Annotated in this window: 28 protein-coding genes; 19 read left to right on the top strand and 9 right to left on the bottom strand. The window is 61.6% G+C overall.

Annotated features, from left to right (window positions below; translation table 11 throughout):
* The 4 genes from lhpI (at position 1) to J0663_RS08940 (ending at position 5,409) form a co-directional block, all read left to right on the top strand.
* Positions 1-948, top strand: a complete 948-nt coding sequence (gene lhpI / locus J0663_RS08955; RefSeq protein WP_207244051.1) for a bifunctional Delta(1)-pyrroline-2-carboxylate/Delta(1)-piperideine-2-carboxylate reductase — start codon at positions 1-3, stop codon at positions 946-948.
* The gene (gene hrpB / locus J0663_RS08950; protein WP_207244050.1) at positions 945-3,410 is read left to right on the top strand and encodes an ATP-dependent helicase HrpB; all 2,466 of its coding nucleotides are present in this window, start codon (positions 945-947) and stop codon (positions 3,408-3,410) included. The genes lhpI and hrpB overlap by 4 nt, the downstream gene beginning before the upstream one ends.
* Positions 3,411-3,431: 21 nt before the next feature.
* Positions 3,432-4,760, top strand: a complete 1,329-nt coding sequence (locus tag J0663_RS08945) for an ActS/PrrB/RegB family redox-sensitive histidine kinase (RefSeq protein ID WP_207244049.1) — start codon at positions 3,432-3,434, stop codon at positions 4,758-4,760.
* Between the two features lie 70 nt (positions 4,761-4,830).
* Positions 4,831-5,409: an ActR/PrrA/RegA family redox response regulator transcription factor gene (locus tag J0663_RS08940; protein WP_207244048.1), complete on the top strand. Its 579-nt coding sequence runs from the start codon at positions 4,831-4,833 to the stop codon at positions 5,407-5,409.
* 11 nt (positions 5,410-5,420) lie between these two features.
* Here the strand turns inward: J0663_RS08940 and J0663_RS08935 are convergent, their stop codons facing one another.
* Complete coding sequence (locus J0663_RS08935) at positions 5,421-5,915, bottom strand: MmcB family DNA repair protein (RefSeq protein ID WP_207244047.1); 495 nt, start codon at positions 5,913-5,915, stop codon at positions 5,421-5,423.
* Positions 5,916-6,094: 179 nt separating this feature from the next.
* On the opposite strand from J0663_RS08935, the gene J0663_RS08930 reads away from it, so the two are divergent.
* Positions 6,095-6,778, top strand: coding sequence for a L,D-transpeptidase (locus J0663_RS08930; RefSeq protein WP_207244046.1), 684 nt, complete (start codon positions 6,095-6,097; stop codon positions 6,776-6,778).
* Between the two features lie 68 nt (positions 6,779-6,846).
* On the opposite strand, the gene J0663_RS08925 is transcribed toward J0663_RS08930, so the two are convergent.
* The 5 genes from J0663_RS08925 to hslV all read right to left on the bottom strand — a co-directional run bounded on the left by J0663_RS08925 (position 6,847) and on the right by hslV (position 13,641).
* Positions 6,847-9,018, bottom strand: coding sequence for a malate synthase G (locus tag J0663_RS08925; protein ID WP_207244045.1), 2,172 nt, complete (start codon positions 9,016-9,018; stop codon positions 6,847-6,849).
* Between the two features lie 85 nt (positions 9,019-9,103).
* Complete coding sequence (locus J0663_RS08920; protein WP_207244044.1) at positions 9,104-10,516, bottom strand: cytochrome P450; 1,413 nt, start codon at positions 10,514-10,516, stop codon at positions 9,104-9,106.
* A gap of 48 nt (positions 10,517-10,564) precedes the next feature.
* A complete protein-coding gene (locus J0663_RS08915) occupies positions 10,565-11,512 on the bottom strand; it encodes a DUF1402 family protein (RefSeq protein WP_207244043.1) in 948 nt (315 codons plus the stop codon).
* 188 nt (positions 11,513-11,700) lie between these two features.
* Complete coding sequence (gene hslU / locus J0663_RS08910) at positions 11,701-13,008, bottom strand: ATP-dependent protease ATPase subunit HslU (protein WP_207244042.1); 1,308 nt, start codon at positions 13,006-13,008, stop codon at positions 11,701-11,703.
* Positions 13,009-13,113: 105 nt separating this feature from the next.
* The gene (hslV, locus tag J0663_RS08905; protein WP_064708199.1) at positions 13,114-13,641 is read right to left on the bottom strand and encodes an ATP-dependent protease subunit HslV; all 528 of its coding nucleotides are present in this window, start codon (positions 13,639-13,641) and stop codon (positions 13,114-13,116) included.
* 178 nt (positions 13,642-13,819) lie between these two features.
* On the opposite strand from hslV, the gene hisB reads away from it, so the two are divergent.
* Genes hisB through coaA form a run of 9 tightly spaced genes read left to right on the top strand, consistent with a single transcriptional unit; the run spans position 13,820 to position 19,252 of the window.
* Positions 13,820-14,428, top strand: coding sequence for an imidazoleglycerol-phosphate dehydratase HisB (hisB, locus tag J0663_RS08900; protein ID WP_207244041.1), 609 nt, complete (start codon positions 13,820-13,822; stop codon positions 14,426-14,428).
* 22 nt (positions 14,429-14,450) lie between these two features.
* A complete protein-coding gene (locus J0663_RS08895; RefSeq protein ID WP_207244040.1) occupies positions 14,451-14,936 on the top strand; it encodes a DUF2628 domain-containing protein in 486 nt (161 codons plus the stop codon).
* 2 nt (positions 14,937-14,938) lie between these two features.
* Entirely contained in the window at positions 14,939-15,589 is a 651-nt protein-coding gene (gene hisH / locus J0663_RS08890; RefSeq protein WP_207244039.1) for an imidazole glycerol phosphate synthase subunit HisH, read from the top strand.
* Between the two features lie 52 nt (positions 15,590-15,641).
* Positions 15,642-15,824: a hypothetical protein gene (locus tag J0663_RS08885; RefSeq protein WP_207244038.1), complete on the top strand. Its 183-nt coding sequence runs from the start codon at positions 15,642-15,644 to the stop codon at positions 15,822-15,824.
* Positions 15,821-16,378, top strand: a complete 558-nt coding sequence (locus tag J0663_RS08880; RefSeq protein WP_207244037.1) for a hypothetical protein — start codon at positions 15,821-15,823, stop codon at positions 16,376-16,378. Before J0663_RS08885 ends, J0663_RS08880 begins: the two co-directional genes overlap by 4 nt.
* Before the next feature lie 6 nt (positions 16,379-16,384).
* Positions 16,385-17,131 carry a 1-(5-phosphoribosyl)-5-[(5-phosphoribosylamino)methylideneamino]imidazole-4-carboxamide isomerase gene (hisA, locus tag J0663_RS08875; protein ID WP_207244036.1) on the top strand — a complete coding sequence of 249 codons (747 nt, stop codon included), beginning with the start codon at positions 16,385-16,387 and terminating at the stop codon, positions 17,129-17,131.
* A complete protein-coding gene (gene hisF, locus J0663_RS08870) occupies positions 17,131-17,919 on the top strand; it encodes an imidazole glycerol phosphate synthase subunit HisF (RefSeq protein WP_207244035.1) in 789 nt (262 codons plus the stop codon). The genes hisA and hisF overlap by 1 nt, the downstream gene beginning before the upstream one ends.
* Positions 17,920-17,936: 17 nt before the next feature.
* Positions 17,937-18,260: a phosphoribosyl-ATP diphosphatase gene (locus J0663_RS08865; RefSeq protein ID WP_017995608.1), complete on the top strand. Its 324-nt coding sequence runs from the start codon at positions 17,937-17,939 to the stop codon at positions 18,258-18,260.
* Positions 18,257-19,252: a type I pantothenate kinase gene (coaA, locus tag J0663_RS08860; protein WP_207244034.1), complete on the top strand. Its 996-nt coding sequence runs from the start codon at positions 18,257-18,259 to the stop codon at positions 19,250-19,252. Before J0663_RS08865 ends, coaA begins: the two co-directional genes overlap by 4 nt.
* Positions 19,253-19,266: 14 nt before the next feature.
* On the opposite strand, the gene J0663_RS08855 is transcribed toward coaA, so the two are convergent.
* From J0663_RS08855 to J0663_RS08845, 3 genes are all read right to left on the bottom strand, one after another.
* The gene (locus J0663_RS08855; protein ID WP_207244033.1) at positions 19,267-19,878 is read right to left on the bottom strand and encodes an alpha-ketoglutarate-dependent dioxygenase AlkB family protein; all 612 of its coding nucleotides are present in this window, start codon (positions 19,876-19,878) and stop codon (positions 19,267-19,269) included.
* Position 19,879: 1 nt separating this feature from the next.
* Positions 19,880-20,317, bottom strand: coding sequence for an alternative ribosome rescue aminoacyl-tRNA hydrolase ArfB (arfB, locus tag J0663_RS08850; protein WP_207244032.1), 438 nt, complete (start codon positions 20,315-20,317; stop codon positions 19,880-19,882).
* Between the two features lie 180 nt (positions 20,318-20,497).
* The gene (locus J0663_RS08845) at positions 20,498-22,108 is read right to left on the bottom strand and encodes a phosphoenolpyruvate carboxykinase (protein ID WP_207244031.1); all 1,611 of its coding nucleotides are present in this window, start codon (positions 22,106-22,108) and stop codon (positions 20,498-20,500) included.
* A 338-nt stretch (positions 22,109-22,446) separates the two neighbouring features.
* Between J0663_RS08845 and J0663_RS08840 the strand changes: the two genes are divergently transcribed.
* From J0663_RS08840 to J0663_RS08820, 5 genes are all read left to right on the top strand, one after another.
* Positions 22,447-23,184 (top strand): response regulator transcription factor, encoded by a 738-nt coding sequence (locus J0663_RS08840; RefSeq protein WP_190233656.1) that lies wholly within the window; start codon positions 22,447-22,449, stop codon positions 23,182-23,184.
* A 77-nt stretch (positions 23,185-23,261) separates the two neighbouring features.
* On the top strand, positions 23,262-25,052 hold the full coding sequence (locus J0663_RS08835) for a sensor histidine kinase (RefSeq protein ID WP_207244030.1): 1,791 nt from the start codon (positions 23,262-23,264) through the stop codon (positions 25,050-25,052).
* Positions 25,049-25,498 (top strand): HPr kinase/phosphorylase, encoded by a 450-nt coding sequence (locus tag J0663_RS08830; RefSeq protein ID WP_207244029.1) that lies wholly within the window; start codon positions 25,049-25,051, stop codon positions 25,496-25,498. The genes J0663_RS08835 and J0663_RS08830 overlap by 4 nt, the downstream gene beginning before the upstream one ends.
* Before the next feature lie 148 nt (positions 25,499-25,646).
* Complete coding sequence (locus J0663_RS08825; RefSeq protein WP_004672623.1) at positions 25,647-26,048, top strand: PTS sugar transporter subunit IIA; 402 nt, start codon at positions 25,647-25,649, stop codon at positions 26,046-26,048.
* Positions 26,049-26,057: 9 nt separating this feature from the next.
* The gene (locus tag J0663_RS08820) at positions 26,058-26,333 is read left to right on the top strand and encodes an HPr family phosphocarrier protein (protein ID WP_207244028.1); all 276 of its coding nucleotides are present in this window, start codon (positions 26,058-26,060) and stop codon (positions 26,331-26,333) included.
* Positions 26,334-26,406 lie beyond the last annotated feature (73 nt).

Raw genomic sequence — 26,406 nt, 5'->3', positions numbered from 1 at the left:
ATGCTTGTCCTCGATGAAGAACAGACGCGCGCGGCCCTGCCCTGGCCGGACCTGATCGAGGCGATCGCCCGCATGTTCCAGAGCGACTGCGTGATGCCGGTGCGCCATCACCATGATATGGAGGTGCCGGGCGAGGAGAGCGCCACGCTGCTTCTGATGCCCGCCTGGGTTCCCGGGCGCTATGCCGGGGTGAAGACCGTCTCGGTTTTTCCCGGCAACATGCGGCGGGGCCTGCCGGCGATCTTCGGAACCTATCTTCTTTCCTCCGGCGCCACCGGCGAGATGCTGGCCGCAATCGACGGCGGCGAGCTGACGGCGCGACGGACGGCGGCGGCATCGGCGCTGGCGGCCCGCTATCTCGCCCGACCAGACGCAGAGGAGATGCTCATCTGCGGAACCGGCCGGCTGTCCCTCAACCTGATGCTCGCCCATCGTACGACCCGGCCGATCAAGAGGTACCGCATCTGGGGCCGCAATGGACAGGCAGCGGAAAAGATCGCGGCCGAGGCACGAGCGCTCGGTCTGAATGCCGAAGCGGTCGAGAACGCCGAGGCCGCAGCCCGGACGGCCGATATCATTTCCTGCGCCACGCTTTCCAACGAGCCGCTGATCTCAGGCGAATGGCTGAAACCCGGCGCCCATCTCGATCTCGTCGGCGCCTTCAAGCCGAACATGCGCGAAAGCGACGACGAGGCCATCCGTCGCGCCAGCGTCTATGTCGATACCCGGGCCGGCGCCCTCACTGAGGCAGGCGATATCGTCCAGCCGCTGAAAAGCGGCGTGCTGAAGGAGGACGGCATAAAGGCGGAGCTTGCAGAACTCGTCAGCGGCGCCCGGAGCGGGCGGAGCCATGACGCCGAAATCACGCTGTTCAAATCGGTCGGCGCCGCACTCGAGGATCTCGCCGGGGCTATCCTTGCCTATGAAACGGTGACGGGCCGAAAGTGACAATCAGTGCATCATTGCCGGAACTTCCGGTTTCGCATGTCCTGCCGGCCATCGGCGTAGCCTTGGCCGAGCAGAAACGTGCCGTTCTTTCGGCGCCGCCCGGCGCGGGCAAAACGACACTTGTGCCGCTTTACCTGCTCGACCAGGTCTGGCGCGGCGACGGCAAGATCATCTTGCTGGAGCCGCGGCGGCTGGCGGCGCGAGCGGCGGCAAGCCGGATGGCGTCACTGCTCGGCGAGCAGGTTGGCGGCACGGTCGGTTATCGCATGCGCCTCGACAACAGGATATCGGCAGCGACACGGATCGAGGTGGTAACGGAAGGGGTGTTTGCCCGGATGGTCCTCGACGATCCGGAGCTGGCCGGAATCTCGGTCGTGATCTTCGACGAATTCCACGAGCGTTCACTCGATGCCGATTTCGGGCTGGCGCTGGCGCTCGACGTTCAATCGGCGCTCCGCGAGGATCTGCGCATCCTAGTGATGTCGGCAACGCTCGACGTCGACCGTGTGGCCGACCTGCTTAAGGAGCCCCCTGTCATCGAAAGCCTGGGGCGCAGCTTTCCGGTCGATCTCCGTTATCAGGATCGGCCGGGCGGTGAGCGCATCGAAGATGCCGTGACGCGCGCGATTATCGACGCGCACGCCAACGAAACCGGCTCGATCCTCGCTTTCCTGCCCGGCCAGGCTGAGATCACGCGGACCGCAGAGCGGCTGCAGGGACGTTTCGGACCGGAAACGCTGATTGCGCCGCTTTATGGCAATCTCGGCCAGAAGGAGCAGGATGCCGCGATTCGACCGGCGGTGAAGGGAACGCGCAAGATCGTGCTTGCGACGTCGATTGCCGAAACCTCGATCACCATCGACGGCGTGAGGATCGTGATCGACAGCGGATTGCAACGCCTGCCGGTATTCGAGGCGTCGACCGGCATCACCCGGCTGGAGACGGTGCGCGCGTCGCGGGCCTCTGCCGATCAGCGGGCTGGCCGCGCCGGGCGAACCGAACCGGGTATCGCCGTCAGGCTGTGGCACCAGGGACAGACGGCGGCACTGCCGGCCTTCACGCCGCCGCAGATCCTCTCCAGCGATCTTTCCGGGCTGGTGCTCGATCTCGCGCATTGGGGTGTCCAGGATCCGCGATCCCTCGCTTTTGTCGATCAGCCGCCGGAAACGACGCTTAGGGAAGCGCGGGCGCTGCTCGGTCAGCTTGGCGCGCTCGACAAGGACGGGGCGCTGACAGCGCGGGGCAAGGTGATGCGCGATCTCGCCCTGCCGCCACGGCTTGCGGCCATGGTGGTCTCGGCGGGCGAAATCGGACATGCCCGGGAGGCTGCGATGATCGCCGTTCTTCTCACCGAGCAGGGGCTTGGCGGGACGAGCCTCGATATCGAGGAGCGGCTGCGGCGCTTCAAGGCCGAGCGCGGCGAAAGAGCCGAGGCGGCGCGACGGCTGGCAGGGCGGCTGGCGAGCGGGCTTGACCAAGTTGGCGCAACGGCGCCGGCGCTTGCGGGCCAGCTGCTGCTGCATGCCTTCCCGGATCGAATCGCACTTCAGCGCGGCGCGCGCGGACGATTCGTGATGGCCAACGGGCGGGGGGCCGAACTGGCGGACACCGAGAGGCTGGCCGGCAGCCAGATGCTTGTGATCGCCGATCTTACCGGCCGGGCGGCGCAGGCGCGGATCCTGGCGGCAGCCGAAGTGACGCGCGGCAATATCGAAGCCGAACTGCCCGGCGAAATCAGAACCGACGACCAGATATTCTTCGACCGGCAGAGCCGCCAGGTGCGGGCGCGGCGGGCAACCCGGCTCGGCGCAATCGTCTTCGACGAGACGCCCTTGCCGCGTCCTTCCGGGGAAGCCGTCACTCAGACGCTGATGGAAGGCGTGCGCGAACTGGGACTCGATCAGCTTGCCTTCTCGAAGGATGCCATCCAGCTGCGTGAGCGGATCGATTTCCTCCATAGAACGATCGGCGATCCCTGGCCTGACGTCAGCGACGCCGCCCTGCTTTCGCGAATGGAGGAATGGTTCGCTCCCTTTCAGGGGGAGGCCCGAAGCCTCTCTGAGATTTCCCCGGCAGGGCTTTCGAACGGGCTGATGTCGCTGGTGCCACACGAATTGCAGCGCGATCTTAGCCGGCTTGCCCCGACGCATTTCGAGGCGCCGACCGGCCAAAGGCATCCGATCCAATATGAGGGCGAGGAGCCGGTCTTGACGATCCGCGTGCAAGAGCTGTTCGGGCTCAAGCAGCACCCGGCGATCGCCGGAGGCCGTCTGCCGCTGCTCCTCGAACTGACATCGCCGGCGCACCGGCCGATCCAGACGACACGCGATCTCCCCGGCTTCTGGGCCGGCTCATGGAAGGACGTACGCGCCGAGATGCGCGGGCGCTATCCCCGGCATCCCTGGCCGGAGCGGCCGGAAGAGGCGTTGCCGACGACACGGGCAAAACCACGTGGTACATGAGAGCCATCAAGGAGCCCCGGCATGATCGACAAGCCTGGCATGATCGACAAGACGGACAGCCAGTCGCTGGAAGATCGGCACAGCAGCCGCAGGCTGCGTTTGCAGACGCTGGTGCGGCTGCGCTGGCTTGCCGTCGGCGGCCAGGCGCTGACGGTGTTCATTGTGGCCTTCTGGCTGAAGTTTCCCTTGCCGCTGATCGCCAGTTCCTCGCTGATCGCCGCGCTTGCCTGGGTCAACTTCTATCTGACGATCCGCTATCCGCCGACGCATCGGCTGGAGCCGCCGGCCGCCTTCGCGCTGCTCGGCTTTGACCTGCTGCAACTTTGCGCGCTGCTCTTCATCACCGGCGGCCTTGCTAATCCGTTCGCCGCCCTCGTTTGCGTGCCGGTCATCATCTCGTTTGCCTCGCAGCCGATCCGCTACAGCACGGCGCTGATCGGCTTTGCGATGGTCTGCATCACGGTGCTTGCCTTTTCACCCTTTCCGCTGCCCTGGTTCGACGGGGCCGAGATCAATGTGCACAATGTCATGCAGTTCGGCGTCTGGTGCTCGATCGCCTCGACGATGGCCTTCGCCGCTTTTTACGCCTATCGCGTTTCGATGGAGGCGAGCCAGCTGGCCGATGCGCTGGCGGCGACCGAACTGGTCCTGCAGCGGGAAAAGCACCTGTCACAGCTCGACGGACTGGCCGCCGCCGCCGCACACGAGCTTGGCACCCCGCTTGCGACGATCAGCGTCGTCGCCAAGGAAATGGAGCGGGAACTCAAGGACGACGACCGTTTCCGCGAGGATGTGATGCTGCTGCGAAGCCAGAGCGAACGCTGCCGTGACATCCTGCGGCGGTTGACGACCCTCTCCTCCGACGGCGAGGCGCATATGCGCCGCCTGCCGCTTTCCTCGATGATCGAAGAGGTTGTCGCGCCGCACCGGGAATTCGGCATCACTCTTGAGCTCATCGAAAAAAGCCCGCGCAAGGGCGAGCCGGTCACCGACCGCAATGCCGGCATCATGTACGGGCTCGGCAACCTCATCGAAAATGCCGTCGATTATGCCAGGGAGAAAGTGACCGTCACCGTCGAGCACGATCACGACAAAGTGCTGATCGTCATCGAGGACGACGGCAATGGCTATTCGCCTGACATACTGACGCGAATCGGCGAGCCCTATGTGACCAAAAGGCAGAAGGAAGATACGGCCGGCGGCCTTGGGCTCGGACTTTTCATCGCCAAGACGCTGCTGGAACGCTCGGGCGCATCGCTGATTTTCGAGAACCGCGAGCCGGAAAAAGCCGGCGCGCGCATCCGCATCGAATGGCCGCGGATGCTGATCGACGCAAATTCGACAAAATGAGTTTATGGGCATAAGTAGAATGAAAAACGGTTGACCAAGATCGGGCGCTCAACCGTCGGGACCCGGGACGATGACAGAACAGAATCATGAAAATTTCGCCGCGTCGGATGAAGACCATATCGGGCCTGACGCCAGCTTGCTGATCGTCGACGACGACGGGCCGTTCCTGCGCCGCCTCGCCCGGGCGATGGAGACGCGCGGCTTTGAGGTGGAGACGGCCGAATCAGTGGCGGAGGGCGTTGCGAAATCGAAAGGCCGGCCGCCTAAATATGCTGTGGTCGACCTTCGCCTCGGCGACGGCAATGGGCTCGACGTCATCGAAGCGATCCGCCAGCGGCGCGACGACACGCGGATCATCGTTTTGACCGGCTACGGCAATATCGCAACGGCGGTGACCGCCGTAAAACTCGGCGCCGTCGACTATTTGGCAAAGCCTGCGGATGCCGACGACGTCTTTTCGGCGCTGACGCAACGGCCAGGTGAAAAAGCCGAGCTTCCCGAAAATCCAATGTCGGCCGATCGGGTACGCTGGGAACACATCCAGCGGGTCTATGAAATGTGCGAGCGCAATGTTTCGGAAACGGCGCGCCGGCTCAATATGCATCGCCGGACGCTGCAGCGCATCCTTGCGAAACGCGCGCCGAAATAAGCAAGCAACCGTCAAACGTCGTCCACGGTGAACGGTTTTCCGTTGGCCCATTCGGCCATCATCAGCCTTTGCGCGGCGGCGCGGGAGAAGTTGAGCGTGACCGATTTGCGCGTGGCAGGCGCCATGCGATGTTCCGGCGCCTCGCGAAGCATGTGGGCGCCGTAGCCATCCGAAAGGAAAAGCCCGCACTCGTCGGGAAAGATGTCGAGCGGCACGTCCTTATGCGTGGCAAAGAACAGGCGGTCGCAATGCAGCCTATATTCCGGCCATTTGCGATCCACCCGGAAATCCTCGATCGACGTCTTGATTTCGATAATCCAGACCTCGCCCTTTTCCGAAAGCGTGATCAGATCCGCTCGGCGGCCGCTGGCGAGCGGCAGTTCGGGCAGCACGGCATGGCGCATTTCATGCAGCAATATCTGCGTGCCGCGTCGCACCATCATGGCCCTGTCCGATTGCCGGCCATCGATTAACGGATTGTTATTGTAAACGCTCAAAATCGTCATGGATAACCGTCGCGGGGCCAGGCGTGTTGTTGCAAAAAAGCCATGCACTTTTAATTTGCGCAACAGACGAATTCGTCGCGCTGCAGCAGTCTTGCAAAGCGCAAGTTAATCGAAAATAAACCATAATCAATGATGGTCGAAAAACCGTTCTCCTTGCCCTAAAACTTCAAGAGTCATTCATGCGCATCCGCAATGCATTCCCTGTATTTGGCCTGCTGACGACGCTCGCTCTGGCTGGTTGCTCCACAACCTCAGACAGCGCCTCCGTCGACGACAAGGGCGCCGGCCCGACGGTACAGACGGCCCAGATCTTCGATGACGCCTATGGCGTGACGAAGGATGCCGGATACTCGCTGCCGGCGATCCCGATCAGCCGGGTCAAGCCGCAGTTCCGCCGCCAAGTCGTCAGCTACCAGACCACGGAGCGCCCCGGAACGATCATCGTCAACACGCGCGAGCGCTTCCTCTATTACATCCTCCCCAACGGCAAGGCGATGCGCTACGGCATCGGCGTCGGCAAGCAGGGCTTCGCATGGGCCGGCACCGCCTACGTCGCCTGGAAGCAGGAATGGCCGACCTGGCACCCGCCGAAGGAAATGGCCGTCCGCCGTCCCGACGTCGCCAAATATGTCGAAGACGGTATGGGGCCTGGCCTCAGCAATCCGCTCGGCGCCCGCGCCATGTATCTCTTCAACGAGGACGGTAAGGACACGCTCTTCCGCCTGCACGGCACGCCGGAATGGGCTTCGATCGGCACTGCCGCTTCTTCGGGCTGCATTCGCCTGATGAACCAGGACGTCATCGACCTCTATAGTCGCGTGCGTCCCGGCAAGGGGACCTCCAAGGTCATCGTCATCCAGTAAGGTAAATACTGAATTCGGTATAAAAAAGGCCGCCGGACTGTCGTTCCGGCGGCCTTTTGCATTCGCTGTCACGCGGTCTGCTTTGCCTTGAGCTCGAGGCGGCGGCGGTGAAGCACCGGCTCGGTATAGCCGTTCGGCTGCTCCCTGCCCTTCAGCACGAGATCGAGGGCGGCCTGGAAGGCGATCGACTCGTCGAAATTGCCAGCCATCGGCCGGTAGGCCGGGTCGGACTCGTTCTGCCGGTCGACGACGACAGCCATCCGCTTCATCGTCTCTACGATCTGAGCTTCGCCGACGACTTTGTGATGCAGCCAGTTCGCCATGTGCTGGGCAGAAATGCGCAACGTCGCGCGATCCTCCATCAAGCCGACATTGTTGATGTCGGGGACCTTCGAGCAGCCGACGCCCTGATCGATCCAGCGCACGACATAGCCGAGGATGCCCTGGGCATTGTTGTCGAGTTCTCGCTGGATTTCCTGCGGCGTCCAGTTCGGACGGACCGCAACCGGCACTGAGAGAATGTCGGAAAGCCTGGCGCGCGCCCGATCCTTCAACCCCTGCTGGATTTTGGCGACATTGACGCGGTGATAATGGGTGGCATGCAGGGTTGCAGCCGTCGGCGACGGAACCCAGGCGGTGTTGGCGCCGGCCTTGGGGTGAGCGATCTTCTGTTCCAGCATCGCCGCCATCAGATCCGGCATCGCCCACATGCCCTTGCCGATCTGGGCGTGGCCGGAGAGTCCGCATTCAAGGCCGATATCGACATTCCAGTTCTCATAGGCCGATATCCAGGCTGCCTGGCGCATGTCGCCTTTGCGAATCATCGGACCGGCTTCCATCGAGGTGTGAATCTCGTCGCCGGTGCGGTCGAGGAAGCCGGTATTGATGAAGACGACACGCTCACGGGCGGCGCGGATGCACTCCTTGAGATTGACCGTCGTGCGGCGCTCCTCATCCATGATGCCCATCTTGATGGTGTTGCGCGGCATGCCGAGCGCATCTTCTACCCGGGAAAAGATCTCGACGGCGAAGGCGACTTCTTCAGGTCCATGCATCTTCGGCTTTACGACATAGATGGAGCCGGTGCGCGAGTTCTTCTTTCGGCCGGCCGGACCAATATCGTAAAGCGCGATCAGGCCTGTGATGACGGCATCCATGATGCCCTCAGGCACTTCGTTGCCGTCTTTATCGAGGATGGCCGGGTTGGTCATGAGATGGCCGACATTGCGCACCAGCATCAATGAACGGCGATGCACCTCGAAGGACGCGCCATCCGGGCCGAGATAGTCCAGGTCCGGGTTGAGCTTGCGCACGAAGCTCGTCCCGCCCTTCGCCACTTCTTCCTGCAAATCACCCTTCATCAGGCCGAGCCAGTTGCGGTAGACGACGACCTTGTCCTCGGCATCGACGGCAGCAATCGAATCCTCGCAGTCCATGATCGTGGTGATCGCCGATTCCAGCCAGACATCGGAAATGTGGGCCGGATCGGCCTTGCCGATCGCCGTCGCCGCATCGATGACGATCTCGATGTGAATGCCGTTGTTCCTCAGGAGGATATGCGTCGGAGCGGCCGCATCGCCGCGATAGCCGGCAAAATGCCCGTTCTCTCTCACCATCAGCTGTTCGCCGTCGGTGGATCGGACGACAAGCGCTCCATCCTGGACGGAAAGGCCGCCGACGTCCTTCCAGCTCCCGTCCTGCAGCGGCACCGCCGCGTCGAGGAAATCGCGCACCCAGGCGATGACTTTCTCGCCGCGCTTCGGATTGTAACCCTTGCCCTTCTCGGCACCGTCGCTCTCGGGAATGGCGTCGGTGCCGTAGAGCGCGTCGTAGAGGGAGCCCCAGCGGGCATTCGCGGCGTTCAGCGCGTAACGGGCATTCATCACGGGAACGACGAGCTGCGGACCGGCGATCGAGGCGATCTCGGGATCGACGTTTTCGGTTGAGACCTGGAAGTCCGATCCTTCCGGCAGGAGGTAACCGATGCTGCGAAGAAAGGACTGATATTCGTCCATATCCGACGGAGCGCCATGCCGGCGATACCAATCGTCGATCTTGGTCTGCAGCTCGTCCCGCTTGGCCAGCAGCGCGCGGTTACGTGGGGCGAGATCGTGGACGATCGCCGAAAAGTCGGCAAAGAACTTGTCCGCATCGATCGCCAGGCCCGGCAGAACCTCCCGGGTCAGGAAATCATGAAGGACGGTTTCGATGGCAAGACCGTTCTTGTCAATGCGGCTCATGCGACATTCTCCCTGGCAGCGCCTATGAATGCTGCCACTTTGCCCGGCTTTCATTCACAGTCAATTCCGCAATAATTCGAAAGATTTATGCTTTCCTGGAAATTGTGCGCGGCGACACGCGCATCGGCAGCCCGTTCTGCGGCTGCGTCGTCAGCTTCTGCACCGGCCAGGGATTGGTCGATTCCGTCTGGTCGAAACGGAAACGGTGCATCATGACAGCCAGTGCGATCACCGCCTCCTGCAGCGCGAAGGTGGCGCCGATGCAGACGCGCGGGCCGGCACCGAACGGCAGAAACTGGAATCGGCCGATGCTGCCGCGGTTTTCGGGCAGGAAACGCTCCGGCATGTAGGCACGCGGCTTCTCCCAATAGAGTTCGTGGCGATGCAGCGTCCATGGCATGATGAGCACGGTGATATCGGCCGGTATTTCGATCTTTTCACCCTTGGCATTTGTCCAGAGGTCATCGGCGATCGCGGCGCGATTGATCGAGGGCGCGGGCGGATAAAGCCTGAGAGCTTCTTCAAAGGCCGCCCGCGTCACCGGCATCAGATCCAGCCATTCCACAGGCTCGGCGCCGGTTGCAAGGACGGCGTCGATCTCCCTCTCCATCGCCTCGCGGATGTGCGGGCTGTTGGCGACACAATAGAGAGTCCAGGCCAGCGCACGCGCCGTCGTCTCATGGCCGGCGCCAATGAAGGTCAGGATATTGTCCTCGATTTCCGCCTTCGTCAGACCATCGGGGCCTGCCTGTTCCAGGAGCAGCGTCAGAAAATCCTCCGGGGCCGCGGCGCGATCGGCCTTCATCTTCGCAAGCCGCATATCCATGGTGTCGCGCACGATCGCTCTGAATTTCTCCAGTACCTTCTGACCGCCGATGCGGGTCAGGCGCGGGACCCAGGAGGGCGCCCGCAGCAGGTCCATCGGGTCGATGCGGCCCATGCGATGGAGAAGCTGATTGACGTCGTCGGCAAAATGGCCGCTCGACGAGACGATTTCGCCGGAGAAAAGCGTTTCGGCAAGGATAGCAAAGGTCAGATCGGTCATGTCGGTGGCGATATCGAAGATGTGGCCAGCCGCATCGACGTTCTCATACTTTCGGACAAAATCTTCCGATTGCCGCAGCATCTGCCCGGCAAAACCTTTCGCGTGGCGCGGCGTGAAGACCGGGGCAACCGCCTTTCGCGATCGCTTCCAGACTTGGCCCTCGGCAGTCAGCAGGCCGTCACGCAGGATCGGCCGCAGCACCAGCTGGCGAATGTCCGACATGCGGTAATTGGCTGCGTTGTCGACCAGCACATGCTTGATCAAGCCGGGATCGTTGACAATCAGGGTATGTTGCCCGAAGAAGCTCGTCTTGATCCAGGGCAGCGTGTAGGACGGCTCACCCCAGAGTTCGAGCGGGTTGCGCAGGATGATGCGAATGATGTCAAGCCGGCTCGGTGGCACGGTGCGCGGCAGCGGTGCCGGCGGAACGAAGGGATCCGGACGCATGTCCATCGTCAAAGCCTTTCGGGGAAGATCGCCGTCTTCCCGGCAAGCTTGAAGCTAGAGCAGGCCCTTGAGTTCGTCCAGCTTGTCGTTGATCAGCCAGCCGTAATAGTTCTCCTCGGGCCAAACCGTCGCACCGCCGGAACGGTTTTTCGCTGCAAGGGCGGTAGCGCGCTGACGTGAATTGCCGACATTGTAAAGCGTCGCCGTGAGGCCGGGATTGCCCGAAATATCCATGCCGGCAATCTCCTTATAGTCGTCGATCGACCTGCGAATCGAGGCGGCGACGAAGGCAAGCGAGATGTCGGGATCCATGATCGCCCTGTAGACGGCGCCCGCATTCTTCTCGTTCAGCTTCGGATAGCCGGAGACGCGGGAGACGAGATCGGAGAGCATCAGCGCCGTCAGCGGGTTGACTTGGCCGAGTCCGAAGGTCTGGCCGGCGTAGAAGGGCTGGAAGAAGACCGCACTGAAGCGGTTGTTGGGGAAGCTCTCGCCGCCGACCGTCTTGCCGCGGAAATCGCTTTCCCAGACATCCTCCCGGCAGGACCAGAGCGTGTAGGAATCGCTCTTGCCCTTGCACTGCGCAAATTGCGGCCGCGCGACGAAATCGTCGATGCTTTCGCCGTCATAGGCGAAACGGAAGCTTTCGCCGGCATAGGAGGCGGCCTTGACATAATAGGCCTGCAGCCGGTCGTAGGCGTCGACATTATAGGTATGTTCGCCAACGATGGCGCCGATGACATGGATGGGGTTGATGCCGTAGGCGCTGGAGACCTTGCGGATCTTGGCCATCAGCTCGTGATCCGTCGCGAGAAGGTCATGGACCTTTTCATATTTCAGATCGAAGCTGCTCTTGGTGCCCTTGGTGCGGCGGACGGAAGCGCCTGGAATATCTGGCTGCTCGGCATGGCGATTGCCGGCCGGCACCGTCTGCATCGCGAAGGCCGGCGCCGAATTCACCAGGGAAACGGCAATCAAAAGGCTTGTCAAAAGGCGTCGCACGATCCGCTATCCCGTCCGTTCATCGTCCTGTTCGCGATGCGGCTGACTGGACCAGAATCTTGGCCGAATAAAGCCGCAGCGGCAAACAAAACGGGCCTTCACTAAAAAGGAAAAGGCCCGCTGTCGATAGTCGAGTTCATCACATTGCGGCATTCACACTGGTAAAGCCACGAACCGGTGCGCCGATATCACAGAATGAAGCGTGACAAATCGGTATTCTGCGCGAGATCGCCGACATGTTCGCGCACATAGGCCGCATCGATCGTGATGGCTGCCCCGGCCCGGTCGGGCGCATTGTAGGAAATCTCGTCCAGGACCCGCTCCATCACCGTCTGCAGGCGGCGTGCGCCGATATTCTCGACCGAGGAGTTCAAATGCACGGCGACATCGGCGAGTGCATCGATCGCATCCTCGGTGAAATCGAGGCTCAGGTTTTCGGTTTCCATCAGCGCCCGATACTGGCGAATGAGGCTTGCTTCGGTTTCCGTCAGGATCCGGCGGAAATCCTCCTTGTTCAGCGGACGCAGCTCGACACGGATCGGCAGGCGGCCCTGCAGTTCCGGCAGCAGATCCGACGGCTTGGAGACATGGAAGGCGCCGGAGGCGATGAAGAGGATATGGTCCGTCTTGACCGGCCCGTATTTGGTCGAGACCGTCGTGCCTTCGACGAGCGGCAGGAGGTCGCGCTGGACGCCTTCGCGCGAAACGCCGGCACCCATGCCGCCGTCGCGGGCGGCGATCTTGTCGATTTCGTCGAGGAAGACGATCCCGTCATTCTCGGTGGAGCGAACGGCCTCGCGCTGGATCACCTCGTTGTCGATCAGCTTGTCGGATTCATCGCGGATCAGATCGGTGTAGGAGGCCTTAACCGTCGTGCGGACCTTTTTGGTGCGTCCGCCCATCGCCTTGCCGAACATTTCCGACAGGTTGAGCACGCCGATATTGGCGCCCGGCATGCCGGGTATTTCGAAGCCACCCATGCCGGAACCGGCATCGGCCACCTCGATATCGATTTCCTTGTCGTCGAGTTCGCCGTCCCTCAGCTTCTTGCGGAAGTTTTCGCGCGTGGCGGGCGAAGCGGTCGTGCCGACCAGCGCATCGAGCACGCGCTCTTCGGCGCTCACATGCGCCTTGGCCTGCACCTCGGCCCGCTTCTTCTCGCGCACCAGGCCGATGCCGACCTCGACCAGATCGCGAATGATCTGCTCGACATCACGGCCGACATAGCCGACTTCGGTGAACTTGGTGGCTTCGACCTTGATGAAGGGGGCGCCGGCGAGTTTTGCGAGGCGCCGCGAGATCTCGGTCTTACCGACACCGGTCGGACCGATCATCAGGATGTTTTTCGGCATGACTTCGTCGCGCAGGCTCGGGTCGAGCTGCTGGCGACGCCAACGATTGCGCAGCGCAATCGCGACGGCGCGTTTGGCGTCATGCTGGCCGATGATGTAGCGATCGAGTTCGGAAACAATCTCGCGGGGGGAAAAGGTCGTCATTGCGCATCATTCTCCTGGCGGTCCGGAGCCATCGGCGTCCGGCCGCAATTCGTCGTTATTTCGCCCCGGCAGATCAGCCGCGGCGGCAGCCGAAAAGCCTGGGATTCAGACTTCGACGTCAAGCGATTCCACCACGATATTGTGGTTGGTGTAGACGCAAATGTCGGCGGCGATATCGAGAGCGCGGCGCGCAATCTCTTCGGCCGATTTGTCGGTATCCATCAGCGCGCGGGCGGCGGCGAATGCAAAATTGCCGCCGGAACCGATCGCCGTCGTGCCATGTTCGGGCTCGAGGACATCGCCGTTGCCGGTGATTGCCAGCGTGATCGACTTGTCGGCGACCAGCATCATGGCCTCGAGATTACGCAGGTATTTGTCGGTGCGCCAGTCCTTGGCGAGCTCGACGGCGGCGCGCATCAGCTGGCCGGGATACTGCTCCAGCTTCTTTTCAAGCCTTTCGAGCAGGGTGAAGGCGTCCGCCGTGGCGCCGGCGAAACCGGCGACGACCTCGCCCTTGCCGATGCGACGCACCTTGCGGGCATTGCCCTTCATGACGGTTTGGCCGAGGCTCACCTGGCCGTCACCGGCCATCACCACCTTGCCGCCTTTTCGAACTGTAATAATTGTTGTCATAAAACACCTGTCTGCCCGTGACGCGGGCTTTTACGCGAGACCACACACGGGTCCTTGTTGAGCCCTATGTAAGCAGGCCGGAGCCGATTGCAAATGGGCGGGCTTTTCTCTTCCCCGGCTTCTGGATATTTGCCGATACGCCTGATAAGGAACGGCCTTATTCCCGATGGAGGGCCGGATGGCCGAGACTGCAGCAAGCCGCACGGGCAGCGTTTCCCGCAAGACCAATGAGACCTCGATTTCCGTTTCCGTCAATCTCGACGGCACTGGCAAATCGAAGATTTCGACGGGCGTCGGCTTCTTCGACCATATGCTCGACCAGCTTTCGCGACATTCCCTGATCGACATGGAGATCGAAGCCAAGGGCGATCTGCATATCGACGACCACCATACGGTCGAGGATACAGGCATTGCGATCGGCCAGGCGATCGCCAAGGCGCTCGGCGACCGGCGCGGCATCACGCGTTACGCCTCGATCGACCTCGCCATGGACGAGACGATGACCAAGGCGGCGGTGGATCTTTCCGGCCGGCCGTTCCTTGTGTGGAACGTTGCCTTCAGCGCGCCGAAGATCGGCAGCTTCGACACCGAGCTCGTTCGGGAATTCTTCCAGGCGCTCGCCCAGAATGCCGGCATCACCTTGCACATTCTCAACCATTATGGTGCCAACAACCACCATATTGCCGAGACATGCTTCAAGGCCGTCGCCCGCGCATTGCGTGCGGCGACAGAAATCGATCCGAGACAGGCGGGCCGCGTTCCCTCGACGAAGGGCACGCTCGTCTGAGCCCCCCAAGGGAGCGACGACAATGACATCCAGCTATATTTTCCTGACGCCGCCCGGCGGCACGAGCGCCACGGCCGATGAGACGCGAACCATCCGCGACGGCTTCACCTTCCTCGGCCTGTTGTTTCCGTGGATTTGGCTGCTGGCGCATCGGCTGTGGCTGCATGCGGCCGCGGCTTTTCTGCTGCAGGCAATCGGCGGGGCGCTGACGGATGAACCGGGCCTGTGGGCGGCGGGAGTGGCAATCATGCTTGGCGTGAACATGATCGTCGGCCTCGAGGGTCAGAACTGGCGCATCCGCACTCTTGCCGCCAAAGGTTGGAACGAGGACGCACTCATTGCGGCCGATAAGCTCGACATTGCCGAGCAGATTTATTTCTCGGACAGGGCGGCCACCGCGGATCATGACGACACCGTCACACCGGACTGGCAGAACAAAGCAGGTGCAAACAGTCCGCGCGGCCAGGCTACATCGCTTGGTCTCTTTGGTTTTGATGGAGGACGCTGACGATGCGCGTCGCAATTATCGATTACGGTTCCGGCAACCTGCGTTCGGCGACCAAGGCTTTCGAACGCGCCGCCCGTGAGGCGGGTATCGATGCGCATATCGATCTCACCGACAAGGCGGAGGATGTTGCCGCGGCCGACCGCATCGTGCTTCCCGGCGTCGGCGCCTATGCCGATTGCCGGCGTGGCCTCGATGCCGTGCCCGGAATGACCGACGTACTGATCGAGGCGGTCGAGAAGAAGGCGCGACCGTTTCTCGGCATCTGCGTCGGCATGCAGCTGATGTCCTCGCGCGGTCTTGAAAAGACCGTGACCAAGGGCTTCGGCTGGATATCCGGCGACGTCGTCGAGATAACGCCTGACGATCCCGCGCTCAAGATCCCGCAGATCGGCTGGAATACGCTGGACCTCAGGCGCGAGCACCCGCTCTTCGACGGTATTCCCACAGGCCCGCAGGGACTGCACGCCTATTTCGTCCATTCCTACCATCTTGCCGCCGAAAATGCAGAGGATGTCATTGCGACCGTCGACTATGGCGGCCCGATGACCGCCCTCGTCGGGCGCGACAACATGGCTGGCGCCCAGTTTCACCCTGAAAAAAGCCAGAAGCTCGGCCTCGCCCTGATCGCGAATTTCCTGCGCTGGAACCCGTAATACCCCCGCCTTATTTTCCCTTTATGGAAAGGGCGGAACAGGAGTGCGCTCGATGCCGGCTTCGCGAAAACCAGGCAAGGTGTTCTATACGCTGCGACCCTCCAGAGAGGGCTTGCCTGCCTTCTCGGACATCCGGCTTCCCGATGGAACGATCATTCGCCGCGTCGACACAACCATCCATAAAAGAGCGCTTTCCAATGCGGCAAAGGCATTGAAAGAAAGGCTGGACCGATGATCCATGAATTCCTTGCCGGCAACGAGAATTCGCAGCTGCGCGCCAACGGCATCAATGCCGACGACATCACCGAAGCCGTGCTGGAATTCTATATCGAAGGCGAAGACGATCTGATCGGCCTGCTTGCCTACGCGCTTTACGAACGACAGAAACGCGATTTCGTCGTCAGCTATCGCAAGCGCAACGCCGGCCGATCGCCCAACGAGGCCGAGCTTGCCGCCGTTTCCAGCAACTATTTCTCCACCGACCTGCGCAACACGCTGCGCGACCGTGCCTCGCATATACTTTCGAGTTATGCCGAGACCTATGTCGAGGCGATGGAGCCGGAGATCCGGCTTGCCGCCGTCAACAGCGACGCCTTGCGACGGGTGCGCGAGATCGAGACATCGGTAAAGAGACGTTTCGGTTTCTGGCGCCAGGTCCGTGCCGGCTTCACCGTCGCCCTGCTGCTTCTCCTGCTTTTGGCCGCGGCCGCCATTGCCGCTGTCTTTTTCCGCTCGGATATCGTAGATGCGTGGAATGCGCTGACGCTATCGACCACTCTACGGACGTAAGACGACATGATCCTTTTTCCCGCGATCGACCTGAAGGGCGGCCAATGCGTCCGCCTGAAGCTCGGCGACATGCAGCAGGCGACGGTCTACAACACCGATCCGGCCGCCCAGGCGAAATCGTTCGAAGAGCAGGGTTTCGAATGGCTGCACGTGGTCGATCTCGACGGCGCTTTTGCGGGACATTCGGCCAATGGCGATGCCGTCGAGGCGATTCTGAAGGCGACGAAAAATCCAGTACAGCTCGGCGGCGGCATCCGTACGCTCGATCATATCGAGGCCTGGCTGTCTCGCGGACTGCGGCGCGTCATTCTCGGCACCGTCGCGGTCAGAAATCCTGATCTGGTCATCGAGGCCTGCCGGCAATTTCCGGACCAGGTTGCCGTCGGCATCGACGCCAAGGGCGGCAAGGTGGCGGTCGAGGGTTGGGCGGAGGCTTCGGAACTCGGCATCATCGAGCTTGCCCGGAAATTCGAGGGCGCCGGCGTCGCCGCGATCATCTATACCGATATAGACCGCGACGGCATCTTGACCGGCATCAACTGGAGCTCGACGCTGGAGCTTGCCGATGCCGTCTCCATTCCCGTCATCGCCGCGGGCGGCCTTGCCTCCATCGAAGACATCAAACGCATGCTGCAGCCCGACGCACGAAAGCTCGAAGGCGCGATTTCAGGCCGTGCGCTCTATGACGGCCGCATCGACCCGGCGGAAGCGCTGGCGTTGATCAAGGCCAGCAGGGCAAAGGAAACCGCATAATGACCCTCAAAGCCCGTGTCATCCCCTGCCTCGACGTCAAGGACGGCCGCGTCGTCAAGGGCGTCAACTTTCTCAATCTCGTCGATGCCGGCGACCCGGTCGAAGCGGCGAAGGCCTATGACGCCGCCGGCGCCGACGAACTCTGCTTCCTCGACATCACCGCGTCCTCGGACAATCGCGAGACGATCTTCGATGTCGTATCGCGCACGGCCGAGCAATGCTTCATGCCGTTGACCGTCGGCGGCGGAGTGAGAACCATCGCCGATATCCGCAAGCTGCTGCTGTGCGGCGCCGACAAGGTGTCGATCAATTCGGCAGCCGTCAGCAATCCCGATTTCGTTGCCGAGGCGGCCGACAAGTTCGGCGATCAGTGCATCGTGGTCTCGATCGATGCCAAACGCCGGCGCACGCAGGCGGTCGGCGGCGACAATCTCAGCGCCTGGGAGATCTATACGCATGGCGGCCGCAACGCGACCGGCATCGATGCGGTTGAGTTCGCCCAGAAGATGGTGGCGCGCGGTGCCGGCGAGTTGCTGGTCACCTCGATGGACCGCGACGGCACCAAGGTCGGTTATGATCTGGAACTGACGCGGACGATTGCCGATGCGGTGCGCGTGCCGGTGATCGCCTCGGGCGGCGTCGGCGACCTCGACGATCTCGTCGCCGGGGTGAAGGAGGGCCACGCCAATGCCGTGCTCGCCGCGTCGATCTTCCACTTCGGCACCTATTCCGTCAGCGAGGCGAAGCACTATATGTCGAAGTGCGGCATCGACATGCGTCTCGACTGAATTCTGAAAGCGCAGATATGAGCGGATTTTCCCTTTCCGACCTCGAAAGCATCGTCGAAGAACGGTCGAAGGCCTCACCGGAGCAATCCTGGACCGCCAAACTCGTGGCCGCCGGCCAGCCGAAGGCGGCGAAGAAGCTTGGTGAAGAGGCGATCGAAGCCGTGATGGCGGCGGTCACCGGCGACCGCGACAATCTGACCTATGAAGCCGCCGATGTGCTCTATCACCTTTTGGTCGTATTGAAGATTGCTGAAATACCGTTAGAGAATGTGATGGCCGAGCTCGAGCGCAGAACCGCGCAGTCCGGTCTCAAGGAAAAGGCCAGCCGGCAGAGTTCATGAGTATCGCGACTGAGATTATCGGGGTGCCGGAGATATTGGATCACTTCCAGTCGGAATCCTATTCGCCCTACCATTTCTTCTCTTCCGAGCAATGGGCGCAATTTCGGGCGGACACGCCGCTGACGCTGACCGGCGACGAGGTCAAACGGCTGCGCTCGATGGGCGACCCGATCGATCTCGACGAGGTCCGGCGCATCTACCTCTCGCTGTCGCGTCTGCTCTCGTCGCATGTCGAATCCTCGCAACTGCTGTTCGAGCAGCGCAACCGCTTCCTCAGCCTCTCCGACGTGACGAAGACACCCTTTGTCATCGGAATCGCCGGCTCGGTCGCTGTGGGAAAATCGACCACGGCGCGTATCCTCAAGGAGCTCCTGGGCCGCTGGCCTTCGAGCCCGAAGGTCGATCTCGTCACCACGGACGGCTTCCTGCATCCGAACGCCGTGCTGCAGCGGGAAAGACTGATGCAGCGCAAGGGTTTTCCGGAAAGCTATGACACGGCGGCGATCCTGCGCTTCCTCTCGGCGATCAAGGCGGGACGGCCTGACGTGAAGGCGCCGAGCTATTCGCACCTCGTCTACGACGTGCTGCCGGACGAATACAAGATCGTCGACCGGCCCGATATCCTGATCTTCGAAGGCATCAACGTGCTGCAATCGCGCGACCTGCCAGCCGACGGCAAGATCGTGCCGATGGTATCCGACTTCTTCGATTTCTCGATCTATATCGATGCCGCGGAAGACCAGATCCACAACTGGTATGTCACCCGCTTCATGCGGCTTCGCGAGACCGCTTTCCGCGACCCGAACTCCTATTTCCATCGTTATGCCTCGATCACCGACGCCGAAGCGCTCGAAATCGCCGAGGATCTTTGGACGAACATCAACCTGAAAAACCTGCGGCAAAACATCCTGCCGACGCGGCCGCGGGCCGATCTCATCCTGAAGAAGGGCAAGGATCATCTGATCGAGCAGGTTGCGCTGCGAAAACTATAGCAGGCAATCAATTTTCAAGCACGGACCCGGCGCAGCGTCAGATTGATGCGGCCGCCGTTCCTGAGCAGCGTCGAGGTCGCCGGATGGATACGGTCGACGCCGTGAAAACAAAGCCTTCCCTCACCGCCGAGAACGACCACGTCGCCGCTCGAAAGCTTGAAAGACAGCGTGGGATCGTTGCGGTTGAGGCCGCCAACGCGGAAGAGGCAGCTGTTGCCGAGCGAGATCGAGACTACTGGCGCCTGCAGATCCTCCTCGTCCCTGTCCTGATGCAGGCCCATGCGCGCGTCGTCGGCGTAGAAATTGACGAGGCAGGCTTCCGGCGGCTTGTCGTAGTCTGAAACGTCATCCCAGATATCGAGCAATTGCTGCGGCATGTCGGGCCAGGGCCTCCCCGTTTCCGGGTGCGTCGGCTGGTAGCGATAGCCGCGCGCCTTGTCGGTCACCCAGCCGAGCGGCCCGCAATTGGTCATGCGCACCGACATCGGCTTACCGGTACCGGGCATAACAGGCACATAGAGCGGCGCCTCGGCGACGACGGCGCGGATCACCGCCACCAATGCCTCCTGGCGCGCGCGGTCGAGGTAGCCGGGGAGATGGCGGATGCCGTTCATCAGGCCGGTCATATCATTCGCCGCCACCGGGGCGGCCGCGCATTTTCTTAACTTCGGAGCGGCCGGATTTTTCCTTCAGGCGACGCTCGACCGAGCCCTTGGTGGGCTTGGTCTTCTTACGCGGCGGCGGCGGCGGCTTGGCGGCCTCGAGAATGAGTTCCTTCAATCGGTCGCGCGCATCCTCGCGGTTGCGGTCCTGGCTGCGAAAGCGGCTCGCCTCGATCATCAGGACGCCCTCTTTCGACATGCGCCGGCCGGCAAGCTTGATCGCATTGGCCTTGACGCGATCGTTAAGAGACGGCGAATTCGGAATGTTGAAGAACAGCTGGACCGCGGTCGAGACCTTGTTGACATTCTGCCCGCCGGGGCCGCCCGCAAGAACGAACTGTTCCGTCAGTTCCCATCCTGCGATGGTGATCCTGTCATCGATGTAGAGTGCGTCGCTGGCCATGCGGCGTTCTATCTCATATCGGCAGCCAATTGAAAACATGGGCCGCCGTGAGAAAACCCGGGATCCTGCGATGCCGGGTTTCACGTGAGTCAGAGAGTCTGTTTAACGCAATTCCCGGCAAAAGCGCTTCGCGCTTTGCCTGGCAAAACCGCTGCACACTTTTGCTGGAATTGCTCCTTCTTATTCGGCCGCGACCTTCACACCGGGAGCCGCGTCGCGGACGCCGCCGTCGACATGGTTTTCGAACTTGGCGAAGTTGGCGATGAACATCGAAACCAGCTTTTCGGCCTGTGCGTCATAGGCTGCCTTGTCGGCCCAGGTCGAGCGCGGATCGAGAATGCCGCCGTCGACGCCATTGACGGAAACCGGTACAGCAAAACCGAAGTTCGGATCCGTACGGAATTCGACCTGGCCGAGTCTGCCGCTGAGGGCCGCGGCCAGAAGGGCGCGCGTCGCCTTGATCGGCATGCGTTTGCCGGTGCCGTAGGCGCCGCCGGTCCAGCCGGTGTTGACAAGCCAACACTCGACGCCGTGGCGGCCGATCAGCTCCTTGAGCAGATTACCGTATTCGGCCGGATGCCGCGGCATGAAGGGTGCGCCGAAGCAGGTGGAGAAGGTCGCTTCCGGCTCGACGACACCCTTTTCGGTGCCGGCCACCTTGGCGGTGTAACCGGAAAGGAAGTGATACATCGCCTGATCGGGCGTCAGGCGTGCAATCGGCGGCATGACGCCAAAGGCATCAGCGGTCAGCATGATGATCGTCTTCGGATGTCCGGCCCGGCCGGTTTCCGAGGCGTTCGGGATGAAATGCATCGGATAGGCGCAGCGGGTATTTTCGGTCAGCGAGCCGTCATCGAAATCGGGCTCGCGGTTTTCGTTCAGCACGACGTTTTCGAGCACGGTGCCGAAGCGCTGCGTCGTCGCATAGATTTCCGGCTCGGCTTCGGCCGAGAGACGGATGGTCTTGGCGTAGCAGCCGCCTTCGAAGTTGAAGATGCCGTTTTCGCTCCAGCCATGTTCGTCATCGCCGATCAGCGTGCGCGCCGGATCGGCCGACAGCGTCGTCTTGCCGGTGCCGGACAGGCCGAAGAAGACTGCCGCATCGCCGTCCGGGCCGACATTGGCCGAGCAGTGCATCGGCATCACCCCCTTTGCCGGCAGCAGGTAGTTGAGCACGGTGAAAACAGACTTTTTCATTTCGCCTGCATAAGAGGTGCCGCCGATGAGGACGAGGCCATTGGTAAGGTCGCAGGCGATCACTGTTTCCGAACGGCAGCCGTGGCGCGCCGAGTCGGCCTTGAAGCTCGGCAGATCGATGATCGTCAGCTTCGGCACGAAGCTCGGCAGTGCAGCGGCTTCGGGGCGGATCAGCAGATTGCGGATGAACAGCGAATGCCAGGCAAATTCGGTGACGACGCGGGTCGGCAGGGCGTGGCCTTCCTCGGCACCGCCGACGAGATCCTGGACGAACAGGTCCTTGCCGGCGGCATGGGCCAGCATGTCGTCGCGCAGCAGGGCAAAATGCTCCGGCGAGAGCGGCTTGTTGTTGTCCCACCAGATTTCGCCGTCGGTATTGGCGTCGCGAACGACGAATTTGTCGCGCGGCGAACGACCTGTATGCTGGCCGGTAATGGCTCTGAGCGCGCCTTGAGCGGTCAGTTCGGCTTCACCCCGGCGGATCGATTCCTCATAGAGTGCAGCGGCGGAAAAGTTGTAGCGAACGCTGGCTGCGCCGCCCAATCCAACCGTTGCAAGCTCCGTTGCCGGGTTATGAACTCCGAACTTTTCCATGGCTAGTTCCCTTTGCTCAGGCTCGTTGCCGTTAAAACTAAGCTAGAAATACGGGGAGAAATTTTAAAAGACAATAGACTGTAATTGAGAAAATACAGTAATATCAAATAATTAATCGATTTAAATTTATCGCGTTCTTTTTAAATCGTTTGAAGTGCTCGCGTTGAAACATTTTGACGCACGACTTATGGTTGCTCGCGAATTTAACAACAATCCTCCCCTTTATCTTTGCCACAATTTGTTCCACCTTTATCCTCCATAAGCGCATCCGGTCACTGAGACCGCCTGGGGACGACCAAAATCCGGGAGACTGCGCACTGATGACGGAGACCAACACCATGCCGACAATCGCGCTCGTTGACGACGACCGCAACATCCTCACCTCGGTGTCGATCGCACTGGAGGCCGAAGGATATAAGGTCGAGACCTATACAGACGGTGCCTCGGCGCTCGACGGCCTTCTGGCGCGACCGCCGCAGCTGGCGATCTTCGACATCAAGATGCCGCGCATGGACGGCATGGAACTGCTGCGCCGCCTGCGGCAGAAGTCGGATATTCCGGTCATCTTCCTCACCTCCAAGGACGAGGAGATCGACGAGCTTTTCGGCCTGAAAATGGGCGCGGATGATTTCATCACCAAGCCGTTCTCGCAGCGCCTGCTGGTAGAGCGCGTCCGCGCCGTCCTGCGGCGCGCCTCGAGCCGCGAAGCCGCCGCCGCCGGCGGCACGAGCCCCAGCGGCACGCCGAAGGCCGGCGCGGTGCAGCAGGCCCGCTCGCTGGAGCGCGGGCAGTTGGTCATGGACCAGGAGCGCCATACCTGCACCTGGAAAGGCGAAGCCGTGACGCTGACGGTGACCGAGTTCCTGATTCTGCATTCGCTGGCGCAGCGCCCCGGGGTCGTCAAGAGCCGCGACGCGCTGATGGATGCAGCCTATGACGAACAGGTCTATGTCGACGACCGGACCATCGACAGCCACATCAAGCGGCTGCGCAAGAAATTCAAGATGGTCGATACCGACTTTGATATGATTGAAACGCTCTACGGAGTGGGATACCGCTTCCGCGAAGCAGCCTGACGCCTCGCGGCGCGGCAAGAGACGATTGAGGGTCGCCGGCCGGTCCACCCGGCCCTACCCTTCGAAAGGGCCTGTCATTGGCACAGTTGGTGCAGGAAAGGGATTTGGACGATGCGGAGGGCGTGAGCACCCGTCGCGTCCGGGCCCGCCGTTGGTCTCATCCCTTCACGCTGATCCGCCGCATCTTCGGCAATGCGGTGTTTTCGAGCCTGACGCGGCGAATCCTGTTCTTCAACCTCGTCGCGCTGGTGGTGCTCGTCGGCGGCATCCTCTATCTCAACCAGTTTCGCGAGGGCTTGATCGACGCCCGCGCCGAAAGCCTTCTGACGCAGGGCGAAATCATCGCCGGCGCCGTTTCGGCCTCCGCGTCGGTCGACACGAACTCGATCACCATCGATCCGCAGAAACTGCTCGAGCTGCAAGCCGGCCAGAGCATCACCCCGGTGCCGAATGACGAGGATCTGGAATTTCCGATCGATCCCGAGAAGGTCGCGCCTGTCCTGCGCCGGCTGATCTCGCCGACGCGTACGCGCGCCCGCATCTTCGATGCCGACGCCAACCTGCTGCTCGATTCGCGTCACCTTTATTCGCGTGGCCAGGTGCTGCGCTTCGACCTGCCGCCGGTTGAGGAAGAAAAACAGACGTGGAGCGACTGGTTCGCGACACTGTTCAACAAGGCGCTGCAGCCCGGCAACCTGCCGCTCTATAAGGAAGCACCAGGTGGCGACGGCTCGATCTATCCCGAAGTCATGAACGCGCTGACCGGTGTGCGCGGCGCGGTCGTGCGCACCACCGAGAAAGGCGAACTCATCGTTTCCGTCGCCGTGCCGATCCAGCGCTTCCGCGCCGTACTCGGCGTGCTGCTGTTGTCGACGCAGGCGGGCGATATCGACAATATCGTTCATGCCGAACGACTGGCCATCATGCGCGTCTTCGGTGTGGCGACGCTCGTCAACGTATTGCTGTCGCTGGTGCTCTCATCGACGATCGCCAATCCGCTGCGCCGGCTTTCGGCTGCCGCCATCCGCGTTCGCCGCGGCGCCAAGACACGTGAGCAAATTCCGGACTTTTCCGCTCGCCAGGACGAAATCGGCAACCTCTCCATCGCATTGCGCGAGATGACGACAGCCCTTTATGACCGTATCGACGCGATCGAGAGCTTTGCCGCCGATGTCAGCCACGAACTCAAAAACCCGCTGACGTCGCTCCGCAGTGCCGTCGAAACACTGCCGCTCGCCAGGTCGGAGGATTCCAAGAAACGGCTGCTTGACGTCATCCAGCACGACGTGCGCCGTCTCGACCGCCTGATCAGCGACATTTCCGACGCTTCGCGCCTCGATGCCGAACTGGCACGCGTCGATGCCGCTTCGATCGACATGGAAGTGCTGCTGCGCGACCTGATCGAAGTGTCACGCCAGATCCGTGGCAGCAAGAAGCAGGTGGAGATCGACTATAAGATCGAACGCAAGCCGAACATCAAGACGCGCTTCCTCGTCAACGGTCACGATCTACGCATCGGCCAGATCGTCACGAATCTGATTGAGAACGCCCGCTCCTTCGTACCTGAAAAGGACGGCAAGATTACCGTGCGGCTGATGCGGACACGGTCGCGCTGCGTCACCACGATCGAAGACAACGGCCCCGGCATCCAAGCGGAAAATATCGACCGTATCTTCGAGCGCTTCTATACGGATCGGCCGGAATCGGAAGGTTTCGGGCAGAATTCTGGCCTCGGACTTTCGATCAGCCGCCAGATCGCCGAGGCGCATGGCGGATCGCTCCGGGCAGAAAATATTACGGACGCCGAAAGCGGACAGGTGCTCGGCGCGCGCTTTATCCTCGCCCTGCCCCTCGATCCCGCGGCATGACGGAGGCCGTCAACATCCATGCCACGGCGATCGTCGTCGGCAGGACGGGCCTGCTCTTCAGCGGTCCGTCAGGCTGGGGAAAATCGATGCTGGCTTTTACCTGCATGACCGAGGCGCGCCGTCTCGGGCTGTTCACGGCGCTGGTTGCCGACGATCAGGTGCTTCTGTCGGGAGAGGCCGGCACTGTGATCGCCACCTGCCCGCCGTCGATCGCCGGGCTGATCGAACTTCGCGGCACCGGCATCGTTCGGCAGGATCATGTTCCCCAGGCGGCCATGCATTATGCCGTGCTTCCCGGGAGCGCTTCCGGCGAGAACCGCGTGCCCCCCGAGGGCGAAATGGTCAGCCTTGCCGCCGGTTTTTCCCTTCCCGCATTGCGGTTGCTCACAGGCGCGTCTTCGCCGCTTGCAATCCTGATGGCGAAAGCCCCCGATATCGGCGATTGAAGGCTTCCGGATTGCTCAATCTGCCTTATATATTTGCATTTTTATCTTGCACTTCGGCTTTTCATCGCCAAGATGTGCCCCCACCGGTGGACGTAATTGCTGCATTGCGATATTGGGCCACCGTTTGCGTAATGGGAGCAGTAATATCATGATCGGACTTGTGCTTGTCACTCATGGCAAGCTGGCTGAAGAGTTTCGTCATGCTGTCGAGCACGTCGTCGGTCCTCAGAAATTCATCGAGACGGTCTGTATTGGCCCCGAAGACGACATGGACCAGAGACGGCAGGACATTCTGCAAGCTGTTTCCGGCGCCGATGACGGCCATGGCGTCGTCATCCTGACCGACATGTTCGGCGGCACACCGTCCAATCTCGCCATATCGGTCATGAGCAGCGGCCATACCGAAGTCATTGCCGGCGTTAATCTGCCGATGCTGATCAAGCTCGCCGGAGTGCGTGGTGAGAACAATATGGAGAAGGCGCTGGTGGAGGCTTCCGAAGCCGGGCGGAAATATATCAATGTCGCGAGCCGTGTGCTCAGCGGAAAATAACGGGCCTTCATGACGTCGCTATCCCGGGAACTCCTCATCATCAACAAGCGCGGTCTTCACGCGCGAGCCTCCGCCAAATTCGTGCAGATGGTCGAGAATTTCGATGCTGCGATCACCGTTTCCAAGGATGGAATGACGGTCGGCGGCACCTCGATCATGGGCCTCATGATGCTGGCGGCAAGCCCCGGCTCGAGCGTCGTCGTCTCGGCGAGCGGCAGCCAGGCCGCTGAAGCGCTGGAAGCCCTGGATCAGCTGATCCAGAACAGGTTCGGCGAAGAAATGTGAGCTCGGCGAGCTCATATAAACATATAAAGACTTCTTTATATCCTTATTGCCATCGCAAGCGAAGCCTGCTAAA

The sequence above is a fragment of the Rhizobium lentis genome (assembly GCF_017352135.1).
Classification (GTDB): Bacteria; Pseudomonadota; Alphaproteobacteria; order Rhizobiales; family Rhizobiaceae; genus Rhizobium; species Rhizobium lentis.
This window is presented reverse-complemented; position numbering and strand designations above follow the sequence as displayed.